The organism is Acinetobacter sp. DL27 (genome assembly GCF_055810995.1).
Genome location: NZ_CM147947.1, coordinates 1,336,534 through 1,355,577 on the forward strand (window position 1 = coordinate 1,336,534; position 19,044 = coordinate 1,355,577).

Genomic DNA, 19,044 nt, shown 5'->3' on the forward strand with positions numbered 1-19,044 from the left:
AACGCCCCGTAGGGCGTTTCTTAGTGTAAGCCTAAATGTCGTGTAATAACATTTAATCTTTTTCGATACTTTTAATTAAGCATCTAAAAAGTCTGGCTCTTCTTCATTCTCTTCTACAGGCGCAGCGTTTGCAGTCGTCAGTAGTTTTTCTCGAATGATTTTCTCAATGGTTTCAGCCAACTGAGGGTTTTCTTCAAGGTGACGGATCACATTGTTTTTACCTTGACCAATTTTATCACCTTGGTATGAATACCAAGCACCTGCTTTTTGTACGATTTCTTGTTGAACAGCTAAGTCTACGAGTTCGCCCAAGTGGTTGACGCCTTTACCATATAAAATTTGGAAGAGCGCTTCACGGAATGGAGGTGCCATTTTGTTTTTTACAACTTTCACTTTGGTTTCAGAACCAACGATTTCATCGCCTTCTTTGACCTGACCTACGCGGCGAATGTCTAAACGCACAGACGCATAGAATTTCAACGCATTACCACCAGTAGTGGTTTCAGGGCTACCAAACATTACACCAATTTTCATACGAATTTGGTTAATGAAAATCACCATACAGTTTGAGCGTTTTGCATTACCTGTAATTTTACGTAATGCTTGGCTCATTAAACGTGCTTGGAGACCCATGTGTGAGTCGCCCATTTCACCTTCAATTTCAGCACGTGGTGTCAATGCTGCAACAGAGTCGACAACGATGAGGTCAATAGCACCAGAGCGAACTAGCATGTCTGCAATTTCAAGTGCTTGCTCACCATGGTCAGGCTGAGAAACCAGTAGATTGTCAATATCTACGCCAAGTTTACGCGCATACTGTGGGTCTAAAGCGTGTTCTGCATCGATAAATGCACATGTACCACCTGCTTTTTGACATTCGGCAATCGCTTGTAAAGTCATGGTTGTTTTACCTGAAGATTCAGGACCATAAATCTCAACGATACGACCTTTCGGTAAGCCGCCAATGCCTAGAGCAATATCAAGTGTCAAAGAACCCGTTGATACCGCTTCAACAGCTTGTACGGTGTTATCGCCAAGACGCATTACTGTGTTTTTACCAAACTGCTTTTCAATTTGGCTTAGCGCAGCATTGAGCGCCTTGCTTTTATTATCATCCATCTTACAACCTCAAAACGATGTCACGGATATTTACTGAATATGCTCAGTATAGTGACAGATTTAGTCTGTATCTTCTATAAAAGTCAGATCGTGTGCGACACAATATGACGCATGTCATTCATCATCATTATAAGACCAATACTGGTCAAATTGTTGATCATTTTCTTGTCTAAACTTACTGATATCACGTCGGTCTTTTTTACTTGGACGGTGATCAGGTCGAGCTAGATTATGCAACTTTCTTTGGCTTGCAATCAATTCCCGTCGTGTAATACTGACTTCAGTTTCTTCATATAATTTTTGGGCAACAGGAGCAGGGCCACGCACGTCAGAAAGTTCTTTGATCACCACGGTTTTCTTGTCAATGCCTTGTTGTATGGTGAGCTCCATTCCAACTCGAACTTCTCTCGACACTTTGACACGTTCGCCATTGTGGTGAACTTTGCCCCCCTCAATTGCATTTTTGGCAATGGAGCGCGTTTTAAAAAAACGTGCTGCCCATAACCATTTGTCAATGCGCATGCCGACAGCATCTTCCGCTAAAGTGGATTTACGCATATTTGGCAGTGACCTCAGCTTGCTCTAAATAAGGAATTAAATCGGTGAGCTGATTTAAGATCGGATAAGGGCTGGATGTCTTGCTTTGACCTAGTGATGAGGGTTGAGCAATGGTAAATAGGTTTTGAATACCATAACTTTCAGCACCTTTTAAAACTTTTTCAGTATCATCGATAAAGTAACACTGTGTGGCTGCAAAAGGATGGCGTTCATGGAGATGTTGCCAAAACTCAGTAAACTCCTTGGCATGACCGAGAGTTTCACTACTAATAATGACATCGAAATATGAGGCTAGTTTCGTGTGTTCGAGTTTGAACTTGAGTCCCTCACAGTCCGCATTAGTGGCAAGCCAGCAAGGGTAGCCGTTGTTTTTTAAATAGTCGAGAAGTTCAAGGCAGCCTTCACGCAGGCCAACTTTATGCTTAAATTCCTGCTGTAAGGCGAGTGTATCTACGCCGACTTTGGCTGTCCAAAAGCGCGTAGAATACCAATTGAGTGTGTGATTATGGGTTTGATAAAACTGAAACAAGGCCTGAGTACTTTGTTCTAAAGAGCACTGGTGTTGTTCAGCATAACGGATAGGAAGCTGATGATTCCAAATAAAATCATCATAGGCAAGATCCAGTAATGTACCGTCCATATCAAAAATGATAATTGGCTTTTCCACTCAAAAAATCTCCAATGTTTCAAAATTCAGCAATTGCTATAAAAAACAGTTAGCAACTGATCTAGCCGTTTTGCTTTATGCAAATATGGCGTAATTATAGCGTATAGCTGCATAAGCTTACGGACTTGCATACCTCATTGTCAAAAATTGAAGAATATGGGATCTCAATTTTTTAAGTCAGAGTATATAAGATGTGTTAATCGCACATTGATCCACAACAATATTGAACTTCAACATAAGAAATGATTCACCTTATGGAGAAGGAAGAGTTTTTGTAAACATCCGATGAGAACACTTAGAGCAGTCATTATTATAGAAAAACCTCTACTGTTGCTGCTGACCTAAATCAGCCATGGATTACAATGGACTGCATCATTGGTTTTTTCAGCTTTTCAGTACCACTTAGCTATTCGGCTCTCATATCTATCTAATCTATTTCATCAAATGTTCATTTTACATCGATACTATTAACACCACCTGAGGGCGATTTTTTATGTTTGAAGCTAAATTTAAATCACTTCAACTGATGGAGAAAGATTCGTTGTATCCAGCCCAGCGCAATAAAAGTAAGTTTTCTGACAAAAATAAAAAATAAAGTGGTTTTTCTGGTTATTTACGGCTTTGTTGCACAAACCTACCGATAAAGTCTTATTCGGCAATATAATTCGCAAATGAATAAGCCCACACCTAAAATCTATCGTACAACCAATTGGTCTTCTTATAACAGTGCATTAATAAATCGAGGAAATCTCTCAATTTGGTTCGATCCCAAGACTCAATGGTACGCTCAACCCAAAGGTAAACATGGTCGAAATCAAACTTATTCAGATACAGCCATCCAATGCTGTCTGATGATCAAATCCCTATTTCGATTGTCTTTACGCATGGTCACTGGCTTTGTGCAAAGTCTCATTCATCTTTGTAGATTAGATTGGACAGCACCAGACTATTCCACCATCTGCAGAAGACAAAAGCATATTGATATTGCAATTAACTATCAAAAAAGCAGTAATGGTCTCCAGCTACTCGTCGATTCTACTGGCTTAAAGTTTCTAGGCGAAGGTGAATGGAAGCGTAAGAAACACCAACCTGAATATCGTCGCCAATGGCGTAAACTTCATATTGGTATAGATGCTGAAACCCTTCAAATACGCGCTATTCAACTCACTACAAATAATGTGAGTGATTCACAAGTGCTTGGTGATTTACTCGATCAGATTCCACAAGATGATCAGATTGACTCTGTTTATACCGATGGAGCTTATGACACCAAGCAATGCCGTCAGGTCATTGCAGATCGGCAAGCGCATGCGGTGATTCCGCCAAGAAAAAATGCGAAACCTTGGAAAGATACAAAGATCAGCTCGCTAGAGCGAAATGAATTACTTCGAACAGTTAAACGTTTAGGCAGGACACTATGGAAAAAATGGTCAGGCTATCATCGGCGAAGTTTGGTCGAAACTAAGATGCATTGCATCAAATTATTGGGGGATAAACTCAGTTCGAGAAACTTTCAAAGCCAAGTCAATGAGATGCATGCACGTGTAGCAGTATTAAATAAATTCACAGAGTTAGGCCGACCTCACACCCAAGTTGCCACTTAAATTTGAGTAGATATGGGAAATCTTAATTTTTAAATCTTTGTGCAACAAAGCCGTTATTTACACAAGAATCGGTTAAAAAAGATGTGGCGAATGAGAATAAAATAGAGAGGAATGGATGAGTGAATTAAATTTAGATTTTTTAGATGAAACCTTAGATAAATATGAAGCAAAAGGTAAGAAAAAGGCCATTAAAAAAATCCGTATTGGTTATATGCTCTATGCAAAATTTATGTCGAATAAAAAATTTGCAGAAAATGTAATGAGTTCATCTTTAGATCCAAATAAGCGGACTTATCGTAATACCAAGATTAAAATTACGCATGATGAATATGAGTTAACCTTTTTACGTAATGATGATTAAGTATTGAATTGTGTTAAAAAACCTTAAGGTTTCATTTATTTGAAATATTTGAGCTGTAGAGTGTGTGACATAAAGCAATGAAAATATAATGATTAGATGATGTTTGTGCAGTTAAGCCTGTTTATTTGGAGAGAGGTAAACAGGTTTTTTATTATAATAACTTTCTGGTCTGAGTGATTACAGACAAAAAGCCCGATTTGTTTTCATACTGATCGGGCTTTTATTTTTCTATTGAAATGAAAATAGTGAGAAAGATGATTTCTGACATCTTTTGATCATATTATTCATGGATAATCTTTTTTATTTTGAGTTGCTTCGATATGTCAATTGTTACTGCAAATGAACTAGACGATATTCTAAAAGAATTAATTTCCAAAAATAAAAAGCCTGAAAAGATTTTGATTGGTTATAAAGCATATAGCGAGCTTATGAATGACCGAAAGTTTTTGCATGAAGTCGCTAGTTCGGCTATGGATCCGAATAAAAGAAAGTATCAAACGATTAAGATCAAAGTGACGCAGGATGAGTATCAATTAGAAGTGAAGTGTTCAGATAAAAATGAGTCGCTGTAAAGTAATTTAAAAAAACTGGAGAAAGAGTGCATTTTTTAATTGATGTATTTTAAATGCAGGTTTATACTACACTCGAAATTAAAGCGCTGTAGCTTTTCTTGTTTTATATCCCACGCTCCCATGCGTGGGATTTTTTTGCGCGATGATTTTTCATAAAGAAAGCACTTGGATGTACAAAAGCGCTGAAAAGAAATTAAGAATGAGTACAAATTAGAAACGGTCAGCTTGTGACTTTCTCTAGTCTCAATATTTAAGGTGTGGGTAAAGGTAAAGTCAGGTTGATTGGACCACTCAACCCAAAGTCAAAAGAAGAATTGGAATTGAGTGATATTTCCTGAGTGTCTTAGGCGTATAATATTTTTAAGGCAGTGTTGAAAAAGTGTTCGCGTGTTCTCCTCTGAGGTGACTGTATACCGTTGAATACGAGGCGATCAGCATGCTGCTATCCCAATAGATGAACTTCTCGATCTATAACTTAATGAATAAAAAGGCGGTCTCATGTTTAAGCCCACAACTGCACCTCAAGATGCGCTGATATTGCAACTTGTACCGATTGTGACTCAAGCGTGCGAGATTTTACGAGCAGAGTATCAAGCTTATGTTGCAGGTGGTGATTTTACAGTTGAACGAAAATCCGATCATTCACCCGTCACGCAAGCGGACTATCGTGTCAATCAATTTATTACTGATGCTTTAAACAACACCTTTCCTCATTTGCCTGTTCTTTCTGAAGAAGGACAGCATGCGTATAGACAGCAGTGGCAGTCTTTTTGGATGCTTGATCCTTTAGATGGTACCAAAGAATTTTTGCATCAACGTCCTGAATTCACCATTAATCTCAGTCTTATTGAGGGTGCCCATACAACTTTTGCTGTGCTGGCTATTCCTTGTGAACAGCAAATTTACTTCTGTCCACTACAAGGTCAGCCTTTAAAATACAATATTGAAAAAGACGTATGGTCTGTATATGTTCCAGTTGAAAACTACAGTGCAGTTCAAGTCGGCTTAAGTCAAAGTAGTCAGAGTAAGCCGCAGTATCAAGTATATTTAGAGCAGTTGGAAAAACTTACGCCTATTCAAGAGTATCGCGCTGGGAGCGCATATAAGTTCTGTATGGTGTTGGAAGATCGAGTCGATATTTACCCGCGCTTTCACCCAACGAGTGAGTGGGATACCAGTGCTGGACAGTGTTTATTGGAGCGGATCGGTGGTGGTTTGGTTGATTTTCAGGGACGACCATTCGTATATAACCAAAGATTGAGTTTACTGAATGGCGGTTTTATTGCATATCGAAATAACGATATGAAAAAACTGGCATTACAAGCACTTGAACTAATGCCTTCGTCGGCTTGAGCTAAAAACTGAGCGTGCTATAGTGTTTTTTGAATTATTGAGTTGCTAGTGATTATGGCCTTAGAGTTACTCCCACCTAGTATGTTGAAGGCAATTGATTTATTGCCAGATGCAAAAACGCCAGTGACGTTGTTTACACGTCATTCCATTCGTGAAGTTGTTACGGGTCAGGGGCTTGCAGGCTATGATTTACAGTTGACGCATCAAGGGCGAGATTTGGCGGAGGCGTGGGGTTCCTATCTGATCGATAATACGGATCGAGTGATACAACACTGTATTTCTAGCCCAATTCAACGTTGTATTGATACCGCTGCGCTAATGATTCAAGGGGCAGATGGACAAACCCTTGAGCCAAATACCCACCGTATTGAAATTATCGAACAAGGTTTATTGGTTGAGCCAGGCAGTTTTGTTTTGGATATTAAGCAAGCCGGCCCTTATTTTCAGCGTCAAGGCGCTCTAGGATTTATTAATAGCTTTGTGAATAATGCCTTACCCGGTATGAAGCATCCGATTCACGGTGTCGTAGATGTATTGGAGCTTATATATAACACGCATCCGAACAACCCTTATGGTTTGAGCCTTGCGGTCAGTCATGACACGATTTTAGCTGCGATTTTGGCTGTTATTTCAGGGCGTACGATTGTGACCAAAGAAGACTGGCCGAAAATGATGGAAGGTCTTTTTGTGTGGTTTGAGGGGGATGTGTTTTTGGAATCAAAATTGAAATGGATTTGGCGCGGAGAAATGAATGAACTGAATATTCATGAATTTCAAAATCTGTAAGTACTTTTTTTATTAATAAAAAAAAATCAGCTATAAATCTCGTTGATTCATTTAAGCGGTCGTTTGAACGAGAAAAAGAATATACGAGATTTATAGATCGATCATTCGTCAACCTTATTAAATGCTATATCGCATAAGTTTAAATTTTGGCTTTGAGTCGATTGGGAAAATCGAGCAAGTCGATACTCAGGCCTTCATCATTTAAAGGCCATAATGAGGTATTCACTGCTACGCTGTGCTGATGAATGCGATTGTATTTATCTGCAGCAATGAGCGTGGCAATCTCATGATTCGAAAGGGTATATGCATTGACAACATCGGCTGGATATTGAGTACGGTCATAAAACTCAGCTTCGCTTTCCCCTTGGTGTAGTGCAAAAATACGTTCAATTGCAGGCAAATAGACGCCATAGCCTAACCACGCATCAACGCCCTGAGAAGCCTGAATTTCTGCGGTTCCGCGCATATTTGAGATGACTTTGGCGAGTATGTCTTTTTCACCCTTGGCATGAAAATACTCAATATATTGTTGTTCTGTCGGTTGGAATTTTTCAAGTGTTGGAAGAAATTTATTAATCATGCTATTCCCCAGTAGAACATTCTATGTGGTTTCATTATAAGAAAACAGAATACCATAATTTATTTATGGGATTTTAGTCATTTTGGATCTAAAAATTAAAATAAGCTACGTGCTTACAAAGAAAATTAATTGAAATATATTTTTTAAAGAAATTGACTGACAAATATTGGCACTATATTGGTGCAAATTCAAAAGTATAACTCATCATTATTTTTCATAAATTCAAGCCCTGTCACAGAACTTTTACTTTTCGGACTTTAGTTTTAAGGTTTATAAAAAATATGTTCTGAAGTGACAGATTATGTAAATTGAATATGAATAGAAAATAGTGTTAAATAATTAAGTTTTTGATTTATATAAGTTATTAATGATTATTTAATTTTATTTGTGACTATTTTGGGGGAAGATGTGAAAAGTGTGAATGAGTTCTTGTATTGCAAGCTAAGTCTTTGTGTTGTAACGCTGATGCTTGCTGCGTGTGGAGGTGGAGAGAGTGGAACCGAAAACTCTACAACGCCTGTAGTGAAAACCTATGCGGAGCCTACACAGGATGTGGCTGATGTAAATACATTGGGTTATTTTGATTACGATGCAAACTCCAATAGGCGTGTGATACGAAATGACTTAACTGGTAACTTCGAAGCAATGCTGCAATTTGGTCAGAGTCATGTGGTTGATCCAAATGGTAATGAAAGTAAAAAAATGCCGCGTCTGACGATGGAAAAAGAAGCGCTATTGTTAGTTACGCCAACTGATAGCATGGGGAAAATTGATGGTCTGAGTGCTGATATTTACATGAATAATCAGTTGCTCCGCACAGTTACATTTAACGATCCAACTCAGATTCCTCAGTCTGATCAAACCAATACCGATGACCGTCCGCGTGTGCAATATAGTAAGCGTGCGTGGAGTGCTCGACTCAATTGGGATGAAATACGTCCAGGTTTACGTATTCAGCTTAAAGATTCTCTTGGTCGTCAGGGGCAAATCGCGGAGGATAAAATTGATTTTGCCTCTCCGGGAGAGTTGGTCTTAAATAATATTCGTATCGGCATGTTAACGGCTCCTCCTGTTTCCAATGGTCACTATATGCTGAATGATCCTGTTCGGGCAGGTTCAGATTACTTTCAAACGATTCCAGCTGCTGAAATGATCGTTGCAAAATATGATGATATTCAGTTAGATCGCGTCATGATTGCCGACGGGACGATTTACGATACGGCAAGTGCCAGCCAAGGCGGGGTTTATGAGGGTGACATGCGTGAAAACGTGGGTAAGTCGACATTTAGTGTAGGCATTAATCTAGCAAACTGGGGAATTACCAGTGCTTCGATGGCAAATCAAGATCAACCACAATTAACCCAAACCGTAGTTGCACACCATAGCCGTGGAAAATATGCCAATGGCGAAAGTAATCATGGCTTAAGTGGTGGTAACGGCATGCTAACTTTGTATGATTCGGTTGGGAATGAATTTAGTCATGAAATTGGACACCACTATGGATTGGGACATTATCCTGGGCAGGAGAAGGGTAATGATTTCTGGACGTCACATCATGCGAACAGTGGTTGGGGTTATATTCCGTATCGCAATATGATGCGGGGTAATTTGATTTGGAATAATAAGGATTTATGGGCTGCTTCTACACGAATTGCAAATTTCTTGGCTTTATATCCACATAGCCGAGATGCCATGTCTGGTGGTTATGCATCAAGCTCAGTTTCACGTTATACCCACTATACGGGTTACAGCACCTTCGAAAAAATTCAACCTCAATTTAATAAACTCTTAGTGTGGGACAAGACTTCACCGACGGGTTATAAAAAGTGGAATGCTAAGACTAGGCAAATGGAAGTGTTTCAAGAGAAGATGCCCAATTCTTCAGCACCTGTTTGGTATCAACCAAAGCAAAACTATTTACGCCCACGTGTCTTTGGTGAGCCTGTAGTGACCATTTTGGGTGGCTATGACCCTGTTGCAAAGGTTGGGCTACTATATCCTGCGGCACGTTCAAACTGGGGCAATGTCTATGATTTACCCACTGCAAATACGGCGTTAAATCAGGATGCATGTTGGTTAAATGTACAGTATCCAAATACAGTAACCAATATTGCACTGGCTCCGACACGATTAGGTAGTAATGCCAATAAATTACATGTCAATTTAGCGCTTGCAGATCATCCTCAGAAAGTTGATTTATATTGTAAGCAGGTCAATGCTGCTGCCAAATTATTATCGACGACAGTGATTCCCCAATATGCTACGGCTATTACGCCTGCAGTTAAGATTGGTAAAGCACAGGGTTATAAAGCCTTACGCGATGTAGAGTTGCCTCTACTTGAGCGAGAGCTACTGAATCAGGCGGCGAACAATCTTATTGTTTTGTCACCAAACGGTTTAATGCTTTATCAGGCTTATAAATCGTATAAAAATGAGATGAGTTTAGCTGCACAGCAGGTACTTGAGCGTTATGAAGAGCAAGAAACTAGATGGATGCGTTTAAATCGTTGGGTAAATGTTTATTATGATGATTTGGCCAAAGATGTACCTGCTGCGATTGATGCACTCAAGGCTTTTATCAAACAGCTGGGTTTACAACAAGATGACCCACTTGCACAAAGTGGATTGTTAAAAAATAACAAGAATTGCTTAAAAACAGAGCTGGCATCTAACCAAAAAATGGATGTTTACATTAGTGGTCCATCGGCTTGTACTGCTGATGATACGGAGCAGTGGGTTTATGACAGTTTAGGACGTATCCATAGTAAAGCGGCTATGGGACAATGTTTAACGGGTAATGGAGGAAGTGCTAAAGTCACCTTGACTGACTGTGTGGCGAATAATACAGCACAAGTGTGGTCAATGGATGCGACGACGTCTGCTATTAAACAATCAGGACAGTGCTTAGATCTAAACTCGGGTAATTTGGTAAATAACCGTCAGATTGCAATTCGATATGGCTGCTCTGGAAATAATAATCAAAAATGGACAATGCTGAACCAAAATACAAGCTTGATTTTAGCTGGGGCAACATCAAGAAATATTGGTATTTTAGTGAAAAATCTGAAAACTCAATCTTTGAATTAAACCACTGCTCATTTGACAAATGCTTTAACATGAAATGAAAACGAGCTCCCTAAAAGGGGGCTTTTTTTGTAAATAGATGTTCTCGTGGGTGCTAGAGAGCACTTGCTAGATTTTATTTGGGTTTTAAGCTGTATTGTTAAGTAACAGATATATTGGAAAAGGTTTAGGCGTTAGAAGGTTCAAAAATTAGATACAAAAAAAGCCCTTTAAAAAGGGCTTTTTTTAATGCATAAATTAGTTAGCTAAAGCTTTAACTTGTGCATTTAAACGGCTCTTATGACGAGCAGCTTTGTTCTTATGGATGATGCCTTTATCAGCCATACGGTCGATTACTGGTACAGCAGTTTTGTATGCTTCAGAAGCAACTGCGTAATCACCAGCAGCGATAGCAGCTACTGTACGTTTGATGTAAGTACGAACCATAGAACGTAAGCTTGCGTTGTGTTTGCGTGCTTTAACGTTTTGACGAGCACGTTTTTTAGCTTGAGCAGAGTTTGCCACTCGTGCACTCCTTGAAATAGATTGGTCTGGGCGGGCTGAAATTCAAACTGAAAACCACATCAGAAGAACAATCACCAGCCCGTAAACAAGTGGCATATTTTGATTAATATACGCAGTGAAGTCAAGTCTTGACATGCTTTGACTATATTTAAGATACATAAAAATTCTAAAGAAAAGGTAAGATTAGCCATCTGCATGGGAGTTTGTATAAAAATGACACAAAATATAGAACAAGCGATTGTGATTGGAGCAACGGGTTTGGTGGGCTTAAACCTGATTCAACAATTACAACAACTGCCAAGTTGTAGCAAAATACTGGCTGTGGTCAGAAAGCATAATGTGCAGCTCGATCGGTATGACAAAGTTCAGCAACTGGAGCTGGATGATTTTTTATTACTCAACCATGAGGATGTTCAGGGCTACAGTCATGCTTTTAGTTGTTTGGGGACGACTTTAAAGAAAGCTGGCTCAAAAGAGCAGTTTTATGCCATCGACTATGTGGTGAATGCACATTTTGCTGAATTGTTTGTTTTGACCAAAACCCATTATGTGTTGATCAGTGCCTTGGGCGCGCAAGCCAATTCAAAAATTTTCTATAATCGCGTCAAAGGTGAGCTTGAAGAGACCATTCGTGGACTCGATTTATATAAGGTCAGTATTATGCAGCCATCCTTACTGATCGGACAGCGTAATGAAGGTCGCATGTTGGAAGATATATTCCAAAAGGCTTATACCAAACTATCGCATTTTATACCAAAGCATTTTAAATATAAGCCAGTGACAGCAGAACAAGTGGCTCATACTATGGTCGAGGCTGCCCAAACGCAGACCGAGAAATTTGAAATATATGATAATTTACGCATACAAAAGACAAAATGAGGGGAAGTGTGGTGACGACAGCATTTGTGACATGCGATTTATTGGATGATCATCCTGAACTTGATTTACAAGTGGTTAGCCCATCAATGGATGGTAAGTTCTTTAAGAGCTATGGTGCGCGTAAAACCTTTGGTGGTCAGGTGGTTACGGTTAAATGCTTTGAAGATAACTCTCGGGTGAAAGAGCTGTTAGCAACAGATGGTACGGGTAAAGTATTGGTTGTGGATGGTGGCGCTTCGATGCGCTGTGCCTTGATGGGAGACTTAATTGCAGAGTCAGCAGTCAAAAATCACTGGAATGGTGTGGTGATTTATGGCTGTGTCCGTGATGTAGATGCGATTGCTGAACTGGATTTAGGGGTGCATGCTTTAGCCGCCATTCCACAAAAAAGTAACCGTAAGGGTGTAGGGGAAGTTGATATCAGCCTGCATTTTGGTGGTGTCACCATTCAAGCAGGTCATTATCTCTATGCGGATAATAACGGTATTGTCATTGCAAAAGAAAAACTGGTCGATGAATAAGCACCAACCAGACTCATAACAACATAAACAAAAGATATGGACGTGTAATATGGTGAAGCATCAAATTAAAGTGATTCAGGCTCTTTTTTCGGGGCTTGCGCAAGGTGGGCGTGGTGTAACAGGAACGCCGCATCCTAAACAACCTGAGCAACCTTTAAAGCTCTATGAGTTTGAAGGCTCGCCATATTGTCGTCGTGTGCGTGAAGTACTGACTTTGTTGAACTTGGATTATGAAGTGTATCCATGTCCTAAGGGTGGAACTAAATATCGTCCTTTGGTGAAACAGTTGGGTGGGAAAACCCAATTTCCTTTTTTACTCGATGAAAACACCAACACCAAGCTATACGAGTCTGAAGATATTATTCACTACTTGTTTGAACAATATGGTCGCAGTGGTAAAATACCGAAAAAGTATGCACATTATCCCAAAACACCTTATGTTGCTTATGTCGGGACATTGGTAAATGGTGCGAGTGGGGTGTGGATCAACAAGAGTATTAAAGATCGCGTAGCGCCAGAACAGCTGTTACAACTTTGGGGATTTGAAGCCAGTCCTTATACTCGGATTGTCCGTGGTTTACTGACCGAGTTGGAACTCCCTTTTAAGTTTCATAATGTGCCTAAAGAACGTTGGCAAGATCAAGGCCCAGCAGTACTGCGTTTAAAGCCGGGCAAGTATGTACCTTTGGCAGGTGGAAAGCGTGAGCAAGTCATGCAGGTGATGGGGCGTGATATTCAAGTGCCATATTTGGTTGATCCGAATACAGAAACGGCTTTGTTTGAGTCGGCAGATATTGTTGCTTATCTCAAGCAGACCTATGCAGCATAAGAAAAAGGCATCTCTTAGAGATGCCTTTTTTAATTCCTAAACATTGGTGTTTTATCGGGTTGATCTGGTTTTTGTCATTACAATGCAATGATTAAGTGTATATATATTTAGTTTTTATAAAAATATTCATTATTTGATTGATAATACGACATGCATTTAAATATTCGTGGCGTTGAGGAAACGTGTAATTTCTTGGGAGAATTTGTGCGGTTCACTCAATAAAGGCGTATGCCCAGATTTTTTAAAGATCACCGTTTTGGCATGCGGTACGCTTGAGGCAATCAGCTTTTGTCCTTGAGCAGGATAAAGTTTAGAGTCTTCACCAATAAAAAATGTAGCTGGTCGGTCAATCTGACGGAGGGCACTGCGATAGTCTTCTTGATGATCAAGATAATTTTGAATATACCAAGCCATATAGTCTAAACGCTGGATCCGGAGCATGAATTTTTGCAAGTATGGCTGTTGAAATGCTTTTTGAAATAAGGCCGTAGTTCGAGATGGCGTGGCTTGTAGTTGAATAAAAGCCAACCATTGCTTAACCAGTTCTGTACGCATAGACGCTGTTAAGTCTGAGACCAAACGATACTGTGCATTTTGGGCCAATAGGTCTGCAATGTTTTGTAGGATGACTTTGAAGTCAGCATGCTTTTCAGCAAATAAACCATGTGGCCAGTCTGCATCTACGCTAATCTTGGGAGTTTGGTCAATGTGTAAATAGCTACTGATATGGTCTTGAAAGCGACCATATTGCATACCATGCATGGCTGTCGTGGCGCCCATAGAGTAGGCAATCACATGGAATGCTGTATCAGCATATTGATTTAGAAAGCAGTTTAAATCTTGCCAGTGGCTGGAAATTGCATCCAGTGTGGGAATTTTGCACTGTGCTGAACCACCAAAACCCCGCCAGTCAGGAATGTAAAAGCGGTACTTTTTACGGTGTTGATATAAAAAAGGCAGCCATTGCCAACTTTGCATCCCTAAGCCAGATAAAACCAGTACAGGTGTGCCTTGTCCAAATTCTCGAACATAGAGTTTTTCGCCATCTGGCATTAAATAATGTGGCATGGTCCATCCTTTGCGTGGCTTATTATTTTTCGAAGTTTTTAAGCGCTGGAATCATGGTCTCTAGCCACTCAATCCAACCACATTCTAAATTAATTCCAAGTTGTAAAATCATTTTATGAATATATAAGGTACGATCATTTTCTTCAGCATGACCAAAGTCTTTGGCAAAAATACTTTGGTAGATCTGCAATTTTTCTTTGTGTAGGATCAGATGGCGTTCAAGTTCAGGCAAAACTGTATTGCCACCAAGCTGAGCCTCAACACGCAGTCTCACCATCAGTTCTTCACGGAGCTGGGCAGGTGGGCTTTGCTTTACTAACCAGTCCGCAAGTTCTGTACGTCCAAGCTGTTCTGCTTGATAGGTTTTTTTACGCGAGGTAGCACCATCATCTTCTACTGTTGAAATCCAGCCTTTGCTCTGCATAGCGCTAAGTTCTCTATATATCTGTTGATGTGTTGCATTCCAAAAGAAGCCCATTGAACGGTCAAAACGACGCGCTAACTCAATACCTGTGCTTGGTTTTTCAATCAAACTGGTCAATAAAACATGAGCTAATGACATTTCGGTAATATTTCGCAAATAAAATGGACGTAGAGTCATTATGCAACATGTTGCATAAAAAACAAATCTCGATTATAAAGATAAACATTATGCAACTTGTTGCATTAAATAATTTGATCTAACCTTGTATTTAAAATACCAGCCAGCGAAAGCACGCCAAGGAGTACACATGTCTAATTATCCGCATTTACTTGCGCCTTTAGATTTAGGCTTTACCACATTAAAAAACCGCGTATTAATGGGATCTATGCACGTTGGACTTGAAGAAGTTGAAGGTGGTTATGATCGCATGGCGGCATTTTATGCAGAGCGTGCCGCTGGCGGTGTAGGGCTAATCGTAACAGGTGGTATTTCACCGAATGATCATGGTGTGACTTTTCACGGTGGTTCTAAGTTAGATACTTTAGAAGAAGCGGAAAAGCATAAAGTCATCACACAAGCCGTACATGATGCGGGTGGTAAAATTGCATTACAGATTTTACATACAGGTCGTTATTCTTATCAGGCTGAAAACGTTGCACCTTCTGCAATTCAAGCACCGATTAACCCTGTAAAACCACATGCTTTGACTTCTGCTGAAGTGAATCAGACTATTGCGGACTTTGTGAATTGTGCAAAATTGTCACAAGTTGCTGGCTATGATGGTGTTGAAATCATGGGCTCAGAAGGCTACTTAATCAATGAATTCATTGCGGCACGTACCAATCATCGTGATGATGAATGGGGTGGAAGCTATGAAAACCGTATTCGTTTCCCGATTGAAATCGTAAAACGCACTCGTGCAGAAGTGGGTGAAAACTTTATTATTATTTATCGTCTTTCAATGTTGGATTTGGTTGAAGGTGGTTCGACTTTAGAAGAAGTGATTCAGCTTGCCAAAGAAATTGAAAAGGCGGGTGCAACCATTATCAACACAGGTATTGGTTGGCATGAAGCGCGTATTCCAACGATTGCAACCAAAGTGCCACGTGCGGCATTTACATGGGTGACCAAGAAGCTAAAAGGTTCGGTTCATATTCCTTTAGTGACGTCTAACCGTATTAATACCCCTGAAATGGCTGAACATGTTTTGGCTCAGGGTGATGCGGATATGGTGTCGATGGCACGCCCAATGCTTGCAGATGCTGAGTTTGTACTCAAAGCAGAACAAGGCCGTAGTGATGAAATCAATACTTGTATTGGTTGTAACCAAGCCTGTTTAGATCAAATTTTCTCCATGCAAATTGCGACGTGTTTAGTCAATCCGCGTGCATGCTATGAAACTGAACTTATTTTTAAAGAAAGTGCAGTTAAGAAAAATATTGCGGTGATTGGTGCTGGGCCTGCAGGTTTGAGTTTTGCGACTTATGTGGCTGACCGTGGGCATCAAGTGACTGTTTTTGATGCAGCAAGTCAGATTGGTGGTCAGTTTAATATTGCGAAGACTATTCCCGGTAAAGAAGAGTTTTACGAAACACTGCGTTATTTCAAACGTAAAATTGAATTACAACCGAATATTAAATTAGTGCTGAACCATACTGCAAGCTATGAAGAATTAAGCCAGTCTGAGTTTGATGATATTGTGGTTGCAACGGGTGTGACTCCGCGTGAGCTGACTATTGAAGGGATTGATCATCCGAAAGTGTTGAGCTATATCGAAGTTCTACGTGAGCGTAAGCCCGTCGGTAAAAAAGTCGCGATTATTGGTGCGGGTGGTATTGGTTTCGATACAGCAGAATACTTAAGCCATGAAGGTGAAAGCGGTAGTTTAAACCCACAAAAATTCTATGATGAGTGGGGCATCGACACCAGCTATGCACATGTCGGCGGCTTAAAACAGCCAGTCTTGGAGCAGTCAGATCGTGAAATTTACCTCCTACAGCGTAAAGCGAAGGCAGTCGGTGCAAGCTTAGGTAAAACCACGGGTTGGATTCACCGTACGGGACTAAAACATCGAGATGTAAAAATGATTGCAGGTGCAAGCTACGACAAAATTGATGATCAAGGTCTCCACATTACAGTGAATGATCAGCCAACGGTTTTAGAAGTTGATCACGTGATTATCTGTGCAGGACAAGAGTCTTATACTGCAATGTATGACCAATTAAAAGCCGATGGTAAAAATGTGCATTTAATTGGTGGTGCGAAAGAAGCAGGTGAGTTAGATGCGAAGCGTGCGATTCGTCAAGGCGCTGAACTGGCTGCGACCATTTAATCGATAATAATCATTTATCCGCTTAAAATTTGTAATAAAGCTCCCTCTCCTGTGAGGAGAGGGTTTGGAAGAGGTATTTTCTAAAAGATTATCTTTTCCCTCGTGTTGCCTTTTCCATGAAACGTATGTGGTGTAAGAGAAGGTGCCTTTATTGCAGATTTGAGTGGATTCACTTTCATAAGGATATAAGAATGAGTTTAGCAACAACAAAACAAGCATTGGTACGCTGGCATGATATGGTCACGACTCGTGATATGAGCATCTTAAATGAGCTTTTAGCAGAAAATGTCGTGTTCCGTTCACCTGTGGCATTTAACCCTTATCCGGGTAAGCAAGTGGTTTTTTTTATTTTAAGTAATGTGATTCAGGTTTTTGAAAACTTTACTTACCACCGTGAATTTTTTACAGAAGATGGTTTAAGTGTTGTCCTTGAGTTTTCTGCCAATGTCGGCGAAAAAAAGCTCAAAGGGATTGACATGATTCGTTTTAATGAGCAAGGTCAAATTGTAGACTTTGAAGTGATGATCCGTCCTAAATCTGGGCTAGAGGCCTTAGCTGTACAAATGGGACAGCGAATGGCAGCTTTTGCACCTCAAGCTGGATGATAAACGTGTGACTTGTTATTTATAGTTAGGCACGAAAATTGATGCATCACCAAGAAAGATAGGAAAAAAGAAGGTACTGTTATGAATGCTGTGTTCAGTTTGCTAAACCAATTAAGCCAAACGGCGTGGGATCGAGTGACTGGTGCGGAACAACCTAAGCTCTATATTAACTCGCAAGGGCAAATTCAAGAGACTGTTGGGGCGCTTACACAGCTTCAAGAAAAGTACCGACCAACGCCGTGGTTATCCAACACCCATGCTCATCTTTTGTATTTTGATGTGATTCGCAAGCGTCAGATTCAATTGGAATACGATCATTTTGATCAGTTAGAGATGCAAGACGGTGGGGTCACTGGCATCATGTGGTTTGGTTATGATTTGCCTGAAGCGACGCCAACGGTTGTGGTTATGCATACGATTACAGGCTCTCCTGAAAGTATGCGTGAAGTGGTGCGTGACTTAAATCGCTATACGGGTTGGCGTGTTGCACTGTGCTTACGCCGTGGACATGCAGACCTTCCAATGCCTGTACCCAAAATGAATCTTTTTGGTTCAACCGATGATTTACGTGAACAAATTGCGTTTATTCAAAGTACATTTCCAAGTTCAATGTTGTATGCGGTAGGCTCTTCTGCAGGAACGGGGCTTTTGGTGCGTTATTTGGGCGAAGAAGGGAGTCAAACACCTTTTAAGGCGGCCTTTGCCCTGTGTCCGGGTTATAACACGGAGTTAGGTTTTGTAAATGTGCATCCCTTTTATAGTAAAGTCATGACCAAGAAACTGTTTAAGAAATTTATTTTTCCCTACCAGCAAACGTGGCAACAAACAGCGTCTGTGTCGCAGGTCTTAATGACTAAAACCTTGGCTGAGTTTGAGTCGAGTTATTATGAAATGGCGGGTTATGTGGACTATGACAGTTATAACCAAGCCACAAACCCAATCTATGTATTTGAAAATGTCACCATTCCATTGCTGATTTTAAATGCAGAGGATGATCCCGTCTGTCACATTAAAAATTTTGAACCGTATAAAGACATGATCCGTCAAATGCCGAATATTGCGGTAGTGACCACCAAAAAAGGTAGTCATTGTGGCTTCTATGAAGGGGCACTCAATACTGAGTCTTGGGCAACCAAGCTGATTGCGGACTTTTTGAAACTGGAACAACAAAAACACTAAATATAAAAAGACCTACAGC

The 19,044-nt window shown here is 40.2% G+C and carries 19 protein-coding genes; 12 read left to right on the forward strand and 7 right to left on the reverse strand.

Annotation, left to right across the window (positions count from 1 at the left end; translation table 11 throughout):
* Positions 1-75: 75 nt before the first annotated feature.
* The 3 genes from recA to AC0KVP_RS06425 all read right to left on the reverse strand — a co-directional run bounded on the left by recA (position 76) and on the right by AC0KVP_RS06425 (position 2,344).
* Positions 76-1,119, reverse strand: a complete 1,044-nt coding sequence (recA, locus tag AC0KVP_RS06415) for a recombinase RecA (protein WP_005401034.1) — start codon at positions 1,117-1,119, stop codon at positions 76-78.
* A 114-nt stretch (positions 1,120-1,233) separates the two neighbouring features.
* Positions 1,234-1,677: an RNA-binding S4 domain-containing protein gene (locus AC0KVP_RS06420; RefSeq protein WP_004696588.1), complete on the reverse strand. Its 444-nt coding sequence runs from the start codon at positions 1,675-1,677 to the stop codon at positions 1,234-1,236.
* Complete coding sequence (locus AC0KVP_RS06425) at positions 1,670-2,344, reverse strand: HAD-IA family hydrolase (RefSeq protein ID WP_473339724.1); 675 nt, start codon at positions 2,342-2,344, stop codon at positions 1,670-1,672. Before AC0KVP_RS06425 ends, AC0KVP_RS06420 begins: the two co-directional genes overlap by 8 nt.
* A 671-nt stretch (positions 2,345-3,015) precedes the next feature.
* Between AC0KVP_RS06425 and AC0KVP_RS06430 the strand changes: the two genes are divergently transcribed.
* The 5 genes from AC0KVP_RS06430 (at position 3,016) to AC0KVP_RS06450 (ending at position 7,020) form a co-directional block, all read left to right on the forward strand.
* Positions 3,016-3,948 carry an IS5 family transposase gene (locus tag AC0KVP_RS06430; protein ID WP_473336427.1) on the forward strand — a complete coding sequence of 311 codons (933 nt, stop codon included), beginning with the start codon at positions 3,016-3,018 and terminating at the stop codon, positions 3,946-3,948.
* A gap of 115 nt (positions 3,949-4,063) precedes the next feature.
* A complete protein-coding gene (locus AC0KVP_RS06435) occupies positions 4,064-4,309 on the forward strand; it encodes a hypothetical protein (RefSeq protein ID WP_004696593.1) in 246 nt (81 codons plus the stop codon).
* A 320-nt stretch (positions 4,310-4,629) separates the two neighbouring features.
* A complete protein-coding gene (locus AC0KVP_RS06440) occupies positions 4,630-4,881 on the forward strand; it encodes a hypothetical protein (protein WP_473339727.1) in 252 nt (83 codons plus the stop codon).
* Positions 4,882-5,379: 498 nt separating this feature from the next.
* The gene (locus AC0KVP_RS06445) at positions 5,380-6,234 is read left to right on the forward strand and encodes a 3'(2'),5'-bisphosphate nucleotidase CysQ family protein (RefSeq protein ID WP_473339729.1); all 855 of its coding nucleotides are present in this window, start codon (positions 5,380-5,382) and stop codon (positions 6,232-6,234) included.
* 54 nt (positions 6,235-6,288) lie between these two features.
* Positions 6,289-7,020, forward strand: a complete 732-nt coding sequence (locus AC0KVP_RS06450; protein WP_004696597.1) for a histidine phosphatase family protein — start codon at positions 6,289-6,291, stop codon at positions 7,018-7,020.
* Between the two features lie 139 nt (positions 7,021-7,159).
* Here AC0KVP_RS06450 and AC0KVP_RS06455 read toward each other — a convergent pair whose 3' ends face one another.
* Positions 7,160-7,600, reverse strand: coding sequence for a hypothetical protein (locus tag AC0KVP_RS06455; RefSeq protein ID WP_473339731.1), 441 nt, complete (start codon positions 7,598-7,600; stop codon positions 7,160-7,162).
* 408 nt (positions 7,601-8,008) lie between these two features.
* Here AC0KVP_RS06455 and AC0KVP_RS06460 point away from each other — a divergent pair, with 408 nt between their 5' ends.
* A complete protein-coding gene (locus AC0KVP_RS06460) occupies positions 8,009-10,687 on the forward strand; it encodes a M66 family metalloprotease (RefSeq protein ID WP_473339734.1) in 2,679 nt (892 codons plus the stop codon).
* A 234-nt stretch (positions 10,688-10,921) separates the two neighbouring features.
* On the opposite strand, the gene rpsT is transcribed toward AC0KVP_RS06460, so the two are convergent.
* The gene (gene rpsT, locus AC0KVP_RS06465; protein ID WP_004696602.1) at positions 10,922-11,188 is read right to left on the reverse strand and encodes a 30S ribosomal protein S20; all 267 of its coding nucleotides are present in this window, start codon (positions 11,186-11,188) and stop codon (positions 10,922-10,924) included.
* A 213-nt stretch (positions 11,189-11,401) separates the two neighbouring features.
* On the opposite strand from rpsT, the gene AC0KVP_RS06470 reads away from it, so the two are divergent.
* The 3 genes from AC0KVP_RS06470 to AC0KVP_RS06480 are packed head-to-tail and all read left to right on the forward strand — an operon-like array spanning position 11,402 to position 13,417.
* Positions 11,402-12,067, forward strand: coding sequence for a Rossmann-fold NAD(P)-binding domain-containing protein (locus AC0KVP_RS06470; protein WP_062033114.1), 666 nt, complete (start codon positions 11,402-11,404; stop codon positions 12,065-12,067).
* An 8-nt stretch (positions 12,068-12,075) separates the two neighbouring features.
* Positions 12,076-12,588: a ribonuclease E activity regulator RraA gene (gene rraA / locus AC0KVP_RS06475; protein WP_263507357.1), complete on the forward strand. Its 513-nt coding sequence runs from the start codon at positions 12,076-12,078 to the stop codon at positions 12,586-12,588.
* A gap of 49 nt (positions 12,589-12,637) precedes the next feature.
* The gene (locus tag AC0KVP_RS06480) at positions 12,638-13,417 is read left to right on the forward strand and encodes a glutathione S-transferase N-terminal domain-containing protein (protein WP_473339738.1); all 780 of its coding nucleotides are present in this window, start codon (positions 12,638-12,640) and stop codon (positions 13,415-13,417) included.
* Between the two features lie 156 nt (positions 13,418-13,573).
* On the opposite strand, the gene AC0KVP_RS06485 is transcribed toward AC0KVP_RS06480, so the two are convergent.
* The gene (locus tag AC0KVP_RS06485; protein WP_473339740.1) at positions 13,574-14,485 is read right to left on the reverse strand and encodes an alpha/beta fold hydrolase; all 912 of its coding nucleotides are present in this window, start codon (positions 14,483-14,485) and stop codon (positions 13,574-13,576) included.
* Positions 14,486-14,507: 22 nt separating this feature from the next.
* Positions 14,508-15,047 carry a PadR family transcriptional regulator gene (locus AC0KVP_RS06490; protein ID WP_039890479.1) on the reverse strand — a complete coding sequence of 180 codons (540 nt, stop codon included), beginning with the start codon at positions 15,045-15,047 and terminating at the stop codon, positions 14,508-14,510.
* Positions 15,048-15,216: 169 nt separating this feature from the next.
* On the opposite strand from AC0KVP_RS06490, the gene AC0KVP_RS06495 reads away from it, so the two are divergent.
* The 3 genes from AC0KVP_RS06495 to AC0KVP_RS06505 all read left to right on the forward strand — a co-directional run bounded on the left by AC0KVP_RS06495 (position 15,217) and on the right by AC0KVP_RS06505 (position 19,025).
* Positions 15,217-17,241, forward strand: a complete 2,025-nt coding sequence (locus AC0KVP_RS06495) for an oxidoreductase (RefSeq protein ID WP_473339742.1) — start codon at positions 15,217-15,219, stop codon at positions 17,239-17,241.
* 191 nt (positions 17,242-17,432) lie between these two features.
* Positions 17,433-17,846: a nuclear transport factor 2 family protein gene (locus AC0KVP_RS06500; RefSeq protein WP_473339744.1), complete on the forward strand. Its 414-nt coding sequence runs from the start codon at positions 17,433-17,435 to the stop codon at positions 17,844-17,846.
* An 81-nt stretch (positions 17,847-17,927) separates the two neighbouring features.
* A complete protein-coding gene (locus AC0KVP_RS06505) occupies positions 17,928-19,025 on the forward strand; it encodes a YheT family hydrolase (protein ID WP_473339746.1) in 1,098 nt (365 codons plus the stop codon).
* The last annotated feature ends 19 nt before the right edge of the window (positions 19,026-19,044 follow it).